At 75.7% G+C, this 8,298-nt stretch carries 8 protein-coding genes; all 8 read right to left on the reverse strand.

Going from position 1 to position 8,298, the window contains the following annotated elements; translation table 11 throughout:
* The coding region (locus AB0K09_RS24970; protein WP_366067614.1) for a zinc ribbon domain-containing protein at positions 1 to 257 on the reverse strand (257 nt) is incomplete at its 3' end.
* Between the two features lie 4 nt (positions 258 to 261).
* Complete coding sequence (locus tag AB0K09_RS24975) at positions 262 to 825, reverse strand: phage tail protein (protein WP_366067615.1); 564 nt, start codon at positions 823 to 825, stop codon at positions 262 to 264.
* Positions 822 to 2,780, reverse strand: a complete 1,959-nt coding sequence (locus AB0K09_RS24980; protein ID WP_366067617.1) for a putative baseplate assembly protein — start codon at positions 2,778 to 2,780, stop codon at positions 822 to 824. Before AB0K09_RS24980 ends, AB0K09_RS24975 begins: the two co-directional genes overlap by 4 nt.
* On the reverse strand, positions 2,780 to 3,202 hold the full coding sequence (locus AB0K09_RS24985) for a GPW/gp25 family protein (RefSeq protein WP_366067618.1): 423 nt from the start codon (positions 3,200 to 3,202) through the stop codon (positions 2,780 to 2,782). Before AB0K09_RS24985 ends, AB0K09_RS24980 begins: the two co-directional genes overlap by 1 nt.
* Positions 3,202 to 3,519 carry a PAAR domain-containing protein gene (locus AB0K09_RS24990; protein ID WP_366067619.1) on the reverse strand — a complete coding sequence of 106 codons (318 nt, stop codon included), beginning with the start codon at positions 3,517 to 3,519 and terminating at the stop codon, positions 3,202 to 3,204. Before AB0K09_RS24990 ends, AB0K09_RS24985 begins: the two co-directional genes overlap by 1 nt.
* A gap of 35 nt (positions 3,520 to 3,554) precedes the next feature.
* The gene (locus AB0K09_RS24995; protein WP_366067620.1) at positions 3,555 to 5,378 is read right to left on the reverse strand and encodes a VgrG-related protein; all 1,824 of its coding nucleotides are present in this window, start codon (positions 5,376 to 5,378) and stop codon (positions 3,555 to 3,557) included.
* Positions 5,375 to 6,097: a LysM peptidoglycan-binding domain-containing protein gene (locus AB0K09_RS25000; RefSeq protein WP_366067621.1), complete on the reverse strand. Its 723-nt coding sequence runs from the start codon at positions 6,095 to 6,097 to the stop codon at positions 5,375 to 5,377. The genes AB0K09_RS24995 and AB0K09_RS25000 overlap by 4 nt, the downstream gene beginning before the upstream one ends.
* A gap of 39 nt (positions 6,098 to 6,136) precedes the next feature.
* Positions 6,137 to 6,562 carry a phage tail protein gene (locus AB0K09_RS25005; RefSeq protein WP_366067622.1) on the reverse strand — a complete coding sequence of 142 codons (426 nt, stop codon included), beginning with the start codon at positions 6,560 to 6,562 and terminating at the stop codon, positions 6,137 to 6,139.
* Positions 6,563 to 8,298: the final 1,736 nt, after the last annotated feature.

The raw sequence follows: 8,298 nt of genomic DNA on the forward strand, positions 1-8,298 counted from the left end.
GCCACGGGGTCGTCCCCGGCCGGGGGCGCCGGGGCCGCCACGGGAGCCGGGGTCGCGTCCGGCGCCGGGCCCGTACCGGGGCTCGCCCCGGGGCCCGTACCGCTCGGCTCCTCGGCGGCCGGAGCGGGTGAGCCGGGCGCGGTGGCTCGCGGCGACGCGCCGCCCGCGCCCTCGGACCAGCCCAGGTACGACCCGCAGTTGCCGCAGAAGTCGTCCCCGGGCCCGTTGGGCGCCCCGCACGCGGGACAGGCACGCACGGCGTCACCTCCCTTCGTCGGCGGGCGGGCCGGGCAGGACCTCCACCCGGCACGAGACGTGCACCGGGCACAGGGCCCGGACGACTTCCCGGACCCTGCCCACGTCCACCCGCGGGTCGCGGCCCGGCCACACCCGGACGACCACCTCGCCGGACGGCTCCGGCGGCAGGCCGGAGCCCGCCGTGCGGGACCACACGGCCCCGCCGTCGCCGGTGACATCGGCGTTCACCCCGAGCGTGAGCCGCAGCCGCTCGACCAGGCCGCGCCGGGTGCCGCGCCGGCGGTGCAGCTCCACAGCACGCACGACCGCCTCGCGGCGCAGCTCCGCCGGCCACCCGGGGTCGTCGGCGGCGCCCACCCACGACGCCAGCCAGGTGACGAAGTCGAGCGGCGCCACCCGGGGGTCGAGATAGGCGGGCAGGTTGTCGAGGGTCGAGAACACCGGGGCGAGGACGGTGTCCAGCCCGGCGGTGAACCGCTGGGCGAAGTCGTCGTCGGCGTACAGGGCGGGCAGCAGCCCGCCGATCGGGTGCCGGCTCGGCAGGCCGGGAACGGCGGCGCGGCTCATGCCCTCGCCCCCGGCTCGGCGCCCTGCACGACGACCTGGTGCTGGTACGAGAACACCAGCGCGCCCGGGGCCACGTCGACGCGGTCCGCCGGCGTGCCGCGCCGCCCGGTGACCGGGTCGGCGGCGAACAGCCGGATCTCCTCCACCAGCGCGTTGCCGGTGGCCCGTTGCAGCACGCCGAACACCTCCCCGTACTGCACCGGCCGCCCGAACGGCCACCCGGTGCCGTCCGGCCCGCCGCGCAGCGGGTTGAGGTGCCGGTACAGCGCGGCGAGCGCCGCGTCCCGCACCCGGTCGACGTCGTCGGGCGGGGCCGCGAGGCGGGCGACCACGGTGACGCCCTGGTAGACCGGCGGCTCCACCACCAGCCGGGTCCCGATCAGCCGTCGCTCGTCCAGGCTCGCGGTGATCGCGGCCAGCACCTGGTCCGACGGGATCAGCTGCTCGAACCGGAGCCGCTCGCCCTCGTCGGCCACCGCGTCCGGCACCACGAGCACCCGCACCGCGCCCGCCCCGTCCGCGGCCGGCAGACAGCGCACCCGGCGCACCGAAGGGGCCGCCTGCCGGCTGATGGTCTCGTAGTCCTCGGCGGTGACCGCGCGCTCCTGCATCCGCAGCGCGTCCGGCGCCCGCAGCTTGGCGTTGGCGACGGTCTCCCCGTCCACCCCGCCGCGTGCCGCCTCCCGGTTGGTGACCCGCGCGACGTACGGCACGGAACTGCGCAGCACCGAGATCGCGCCGCGGGCGACGTTGCCGGCCGGACCGCCGCCGGTGCGGTAACGGGCCACCCGTATCCGGGCGCCCTTCTCCGGCACCGCGCCGCACGGCCGCAGCGTCCCGTCCGGTTCGCGCAGCGCCGGCGGGAAGGTGAACTCGCCGGTGGTGGCGTCCAACCGGACGTGCCGGTCGTCGGGGGCCGAGCGGCCGAAGTGCTCCACCACCTCCCAGCGGTGCCAGCCGTCGGCCGAGGAGACCTCCACCACCGGCGGCCCGCCGTCCAGGAGCACGGGCGGCCGGCCCAGCCGGAACGTCTGGCCCGCGACCCCCTCCGACGTGCCGAGCGGAACGTCGGTGACGGTCTCCGCGTGCTCGGCGGAGACGGTGCCGCCGACCGTGAACACCGTCGCCTCGCGCACCGTCGGGGACTCCGAGTAGAACGGCTGGCCGGGCTCCGCCTCGGTGACCCGGCAGCGCAGCCAGCCCGCCCGGGTCCCGCCGATCACGGACGCCGTGTGCCCGGCCGGCACGTACACGATCACCTCGCCGGGCCGGTTCAGGCCGCCGGTGGTGTCCGCGCCGGTCTCGCACGGCTGCCAGCGGCCGCCGTCCCACGCCTCCCAGACCAGCGGCGGCTGGCGCGGGTCCACGCCGACGCCCTCCACCCGGCTGTCCAGGCGCACCGCGACCACACAGCGCGGCACGGCCGTGGGCAGCCCGAACAGCAGCGCGTCACCCGCCTCGGGCGCCGCCTGGAAGCACGGGACGTCGCGGCCCTCTAAGAGCGCGCCCGTCCGGTCGGTCTGCTCACCGGTCCGGGGTGCAGTCACCAGCCGGATCAATTCGCTCGGCACGATGCGGAGTTCCTCCGTGGTGGCGAACACCACGGGCTCCTCGCTCTCGCCGCCCGCGGTGGTCACCTCGGTGCCGGCGGGCAGCGTCACCGTGTCGGGCTGCGGCGCCGACAGCCAGAAGTCGACCTCGGCGCAGGCCGCCGCCGGCGGGAACAGACGGATGCCCAGCAGGTCGAGGAAGGCCGTGTAGTTCTTGTCCGGCACCCGGTTCAGCCGGTACAGCAACTGGTCCACGAGGTAGGCGAACGTCTCGATCAGAGTGACGCCCGGGTCGGAGACATTGTGGTCGGTCCATTCCGGGGCACGCTGCTGCACGTAGCGCTTCGCCTCGTCGACGAGTTGCTGGAACCGCCGGTCGTCCAGGTTGGGGGAGGGCAGGGCCATCAGTCCGCGACCGCTTCCTCGGCCCCCTCCTCGGAGGGGATCGTGTAGAAGGGAAACACCAGGTTGCGCCGGTCGTTGGTGGACCGGACCGTGTAGCGCACGTCGATGTAGAGGGTTCCGGCGTCCACCGCGTCGAAGGCCACCACCACGTCGTCCACCCCGATCCGCGGCTCCCACCGCTCCAGAGCCTCCCGCACCTGCTGGGCGATCCGCCCCGCCGTGGCGCCGTTGCCGGGCGCGAAGACGTACTCGTGGATGCCGCAGCCGAACTCCGGCCGCATCGGGCGCTCCCCGGGGGCGGTGCCCAGGATCAGCCGGATCGCCTCCTCGATCTCCCGCTCCCGCTCCACCATGCCGATCCCGCCGGTCGGACCGACCCGCAGCGGGAACGCCCAGCCGCGCCCGATGAACCGCTCGCTCATCACAGACCCCCGATCCGGACGTTCGGGGCGCCGATCTGGATCGTGGCGCCGCACGCGGTGGTGTCACCGGCCCGCGCGGCAGGCAACCCCCCGATCAGCACCTGGCCCGCGACGAGCGCGGCCGGGTTGGGCATGATCACATCGGCCGGGCCGAGGGCGGCGTGCGGCGGCACCACACAGGTGTGCAGGCTGCCCACGACGGCGGCGGGACGGCCCCCGATCAGGACGCGGGCGACCGCCGCGGCGGCGCCGGGCGGCGGGGTGGCGATCACACCGCCGTGGCTGGTGGGGTCGCCGGTACGGGCTGCGGCGGGCATGGGTGTTCCTCTCGGAGGGGGTCAGGGACCGGGCCTCAGTTGATCCGGACGAGTTGGGCCTTGAGGACGCCCAGCAGACCGCCGTCGACGGTGACGTCCGACGTGCCGTTGACGCTCACCGAACGGCCGCCGACCCTCACCCCGACCGTGCCGTCGATGTCCACCTGCCGGCCCTTCACACTCACGTTGCCCCGCCCCGCGTCCAGCGTGATGCCGTTCTTGTCCAGCAGGACGGAGGCGAGGGGCCGGCCCCGCCCGGCGTACACCGTCAGCTCGATCCGGTCCCGCCGGTCGTCGAGGCGCACTTCGAGGCGCTCGTCACCGGTCATGAGCCGCACCCCGGACGGGCCCGGCGCCGGAGCGTCCAGCAGCTCCACCCGGTGGCCCGAACGCGACACGACCGAGCGGCGGTTGACCTTTCCGCTGGTGCGGTCGATGAGCGGGACGTCGTGCGGCGACGGCCGGTCCACGCCGTTATAGAGGCCGCCGATGACATACGGGCTGTCCAGCAGGCCCTGCTCGAAGCCGACCAGCACCTCGTCGTTGACCTCGGGGCTGACCACGCCCCCGCCGCCCTTGCCGCCCCACTGCACGGTACGCACCCAGTCGGTGACGTACGTGTCGTCCAGCCAGGGGAAGGCGAGCCGGACCGCGCCGTTCTGGGCGCCGCCCGGCTCGCGGACATCGGTCACCACGCCGATCGCCAGGCCCGGTATGCGCGGTCCGCGGCCGGGCGCGTTCGCGCCGGTCACCAGGCCCGCCAGTGACCGGTCGGGGCTGGCGCCGACCCACACCGTGGTCCGGTAGCCGCCGTGCGGATCCAGGCTGTGCTGCACCGCCGTCGCTGTGTACCGGCCGGAGAACGCCTGCCCCACGTTGCCGAGCGTGACCGGCCTGCCCGCCCGCAGCCGCGGATTGCCCTCGACCACCGCCTCCAGCTCCCCGAAGCCGGCACTGACCTGAGCCGCCGTAGCGCCCGCGACCGCCGTCGTCTCGGCCTGCGTGCGGTACGGGGTGTCCGTCACCGTCAGCTTCGCCGACCTGCCGAACCGGGCAGCGAACTCCGGGGCCAGGCCGGGCAGTACGGTGTCGCCGGTCACCGACTGCTGCCGGGCGACCAGCGGCGTCTTGGTGGTGACGTCCCAGCCGCGCACCTCGACGTGGGACGCCCCGTCCGCGCCCGACAGCGCGGCCCGCAGCGCCAGCAGGTTCCGCCCGTACTCCAGCACCATCGGGCTCTGCGTGGCCGAGGTCGACGGCGCGGGCGCACCGGACGCCTTCTCCGGCTTGGTGAACTGCAGCACCCCTTGGTCGTCGACCCGCACCCGCGCGCCGCTCTCGCCCGCCAGGTACTGCAGGAAGTCCCAGTCGGAGACGTTGGCCTGTGACAGCTGCCGGTACGTGACCGGCGCCGCCTCCACCTTCCCGCACGGCAGCCCCGCCCCGGCGGCCACCTTGCGGACGATGGCCGCCGCCGTCATGTTCCGGTACGCCACCACCTTCCGGCCGCGCTGGAGCCGGTGCGCCACGGAGTAGGCCCGGACGACGGTGAACGAGCCGGTGGAGTCCCGGTCGATCTCCACCGCCGTGACCTCGCCGTTGAACAGCCGCTCGCGGGCCTGCCCGGCGACCGTCACCACGGACACCCGCAGCGGCGTGCCGAGGGTGATGCCGGTCGACTTCAGGAACTCGTGGTCGGGATCGCGGTAGGTGAGCACCGCGGCGTCGGGCAGGCCCACGTTCTCGTCCACCACGCAGCTCACCAGCTGCGCCGCCCAGATCTGCGGCAGCTCGCCGGGCGCCTCCACGACGGGGTCCGCCGCGAACGACCGGCCGCCCCGCGCCTCCGGTGTGGTCACCGCTCCTCCTCCCCGCCCGCGCCGACCGGGCCCGGCACCACCAGTTCGGCGCCGGGCGCGAGCGCCATCGGGTCGTCGATCCCGTTCGCCTCCGCGATGACCCGCCAGGCCGTCGCGTCGCCGTACTCCCGCCAGGCCAGCAGCGCCAGGCTGTCCCCGGCCACCACCGTGTGCGTACTGCGGGCCGTGCGCGAGCCGGAGGTGGGGTTCTGCCCCGCCGGGTCGACGCTCGCCTCCTCGATCGACAGCGCACACGTCGCCCGCAGCGGCTTGCCGTCCACGTCGAAGAGCGTGTACGTCACCGACAGGCTCGACAGCACCCCGTCGAACGAGGTCGTCCGGGCGGTGCCCCACTCGAACCGCACCCAGGGGCTGGCCGGCTTCTTCCGCGCGAGGCTCGCCGGGGTCGGCACGCACCCCTTCATCAGCTTCTCCACCGCCTGCTCGACCGAGTTGTCGTGGGTCGAGGTCGCGTCCAGGAAGACCTCCAGGCTCAGTTCCCGCGGCCCGCTGCCCACGAACTCGGGCAGCGCCGACTGCCCGGCCATCCGTGACGGGGTGCGCCGCCACTCGGTGGTCTTGCGCAGCTGGAGCGTCGACGGGTTGAACTGGAGGTCCAGCCGCGCGATCGTCCCGCCGGGTTTCGCGCCGACCGCCGTCGGGGGCTCCTTCAGGGTCAGCTGGGCCCTGGCCCGGCTGGTGCGGACCGCAGGGGACATACCCGCGACTCCTTCCCGGTGTGTGTGAGTGATGGTTCGTCAGGAAGGCCGCAGCCCCTCGTGGGCGATCTCCAGCGTCTCCATCGCCGCCTCCGAGGAGGACGGATCGAAGGACGGCCCCTGCCAGCGCACCGGCACGATGCCGAGCACCTGCCAGCTGATGATCCGGGTCAGATCCGGTTTCAGCGCCACGATCTCCCCGTCCTTGGGCTCCACCCGCCGCAGCGTCTGGTCGAGCCAGCGCCCGATCTTCGCCGTGTCGGCGGTGACCGGCCGGGTGAGCGTGATGTTCGACCAGGTGACACGGCCGGGCAGCTGCCAGGTGAAGCCGTTGTTGCCGCCCTCGGCGTAGCTCTCCATCTCCACCTCCGCTCCCATGCCGGAGCAGGTGTGGAAGGCGCCGAGATCATTGCCGCCGATCGCGAGCCGGAAGAACACGCTCGTCGCGAAGATGTTGTCCGTCATCCGTTGGTCATCCGTTCCGTGTGCCTCAGCGGCGTCCGTCGTGGGGGCGGCCCGCGCGTTCCCGCCCACGCCGCAGGTCGGCGCGGAGCAGCCGGGACATCGGGTCCAGGAGGCGCCGCGCCAGGTCGTCCAGGTCGACCCCGGGCTCGTACGGCTCCCTTGCGGGCTCCCTTGCGGGGGTTTCCCGGGGAGCGTTTGCCGGTGGGGGCGCGGAGGCCGACCGCGGCCGCCGGGGCGCTTCGCGCTGGACCACGGGCACGGGCGGGCCGGCCGCCGCCGAGGGAGCCGGGCGGTCCCGGAGCGGCGCCGCCTGCGGCTCGGACAGCGGCAGCACGTGTGGGCGTGCCGCCGCGTCCGCGCCGCCGGCCGCCCGCTGAACGGGCGGCTGCGGCCGCACGACGGGCACGGCCGCGTGGGGCCGGGGATCACGGGCCGGGCCCGACGGCGTCGGGCCCGAAGCGACCAGGGCCGGAGCAGGAGTCATGGCCGGGCCCGCTGCCGGAGCGGGCCCCGGTTCGCGACGCCAGGAGGCGGCCACGACGGGCCGCTCGGCGGCGCGGGCGCCGGAGGGCGGGGCGGCGCCTTCCGGCGCCCGGGTGCGGATGGCGAGCGGACGCGCGGCGAGCAGCGAGAGACTGCGCGGTACGGCCGGCCTCGCCGGCCGTCGGACAGTGAGCGCCTGCGGGCCGACGACACCGGGCGCGACGACCGGCCCCGGGGTGCGGTGGCCGCCGGGACCGGGGGCGGCTGCGGTCGGGGGTGCCGGTGGCGGACCGCCCGGCGCCACCGGCGGAGTCGCGGGAGCCGGCGCGCCGCCGTCCGGCGAAGTACGTCCGGCAGCTGGGGACTTGGACGGCGAGCTGTGCCGGTCGGCGTCCCCCGCACCCAGCAGCGGTGCGGGCGCACCTGCGGTGCCGGCACTCGAGCGCGCCGGAGCGGGCTGGACATCGGGAGCGACCGGGCCGGCGGTCGGCGGCATGGCGGACAGGGGCGCCCCGAGACCGCCTCGGGCACGGGCCCCGGACGGGCGCGGTAGCGCGGGGCCGGGCGCTGTTTCGGGGACGCCGGCCTGGCGCTGCACGATCGGTAGCGCCGGCCCGGCCGTTGAGTGGGCACGGGCCCGTGACGGCCCGGCCGGCCCCGGCGTGTTGCTCGCGGGTGTTGCAGGGCTGGGTGCTGTACCGGCGGTGTCGGTCCGGCGCTGCAGGATGGGTAGCGTCGGCCCGGTCGTCGGTCGGGGCTGGGTGTTCCCCGGGCTGTCGGTGGTCGACGGATGCGCGGCGGGGGCCCGGGACGGGCCGGTCGGCCCGGAGCTTTTGCTCGGGGGCATCGCAGGGCTGGGCGCTGTACCGGGGGTGTCGGTCCGGCGCTGCAGGATGGGCAGCGTCGGACCGGTCGCCGGTTGAGTGTGAGCGGCGGAGGCCCCATCGCGGGACGGGCCGGTCGGCCCGGGCCTGTGGCTCCGGGGCGTCGCAGAACCGGGCGTCGTACCGGTGGTGTCGGTCTGGCGTTGGACGATCGGTAGCGCCGGCCCGGCCGTTGGTTCGGGGTGGGTGCTCTGCGGGCCGTTGGTGGTCGACGGGGGTGCGGCGGAGGCCCGACTTCCGGCGCGGGTCCCGGACGGGCCGGGCCTGTCGGTCGGCGGCGTCGCGGGCGCTGTACCGGGGGTGCCGGCCCGGCGTTGCTCGTTCGGGGTCGTGGGCCGGGCGTGGGGCAGGTCCGGGCCGGGCCCGTCG

Origin of the sequence: Streptomyces sp. NPDC049577, from assembly GCF_040675635.1 — a bacterium.
Classification (GTDB): domain Bacteria; phylum Actinomycetota; class Actinomycetes; order Streptomycetales; family Streptomycetaceae; genus Streptomyces.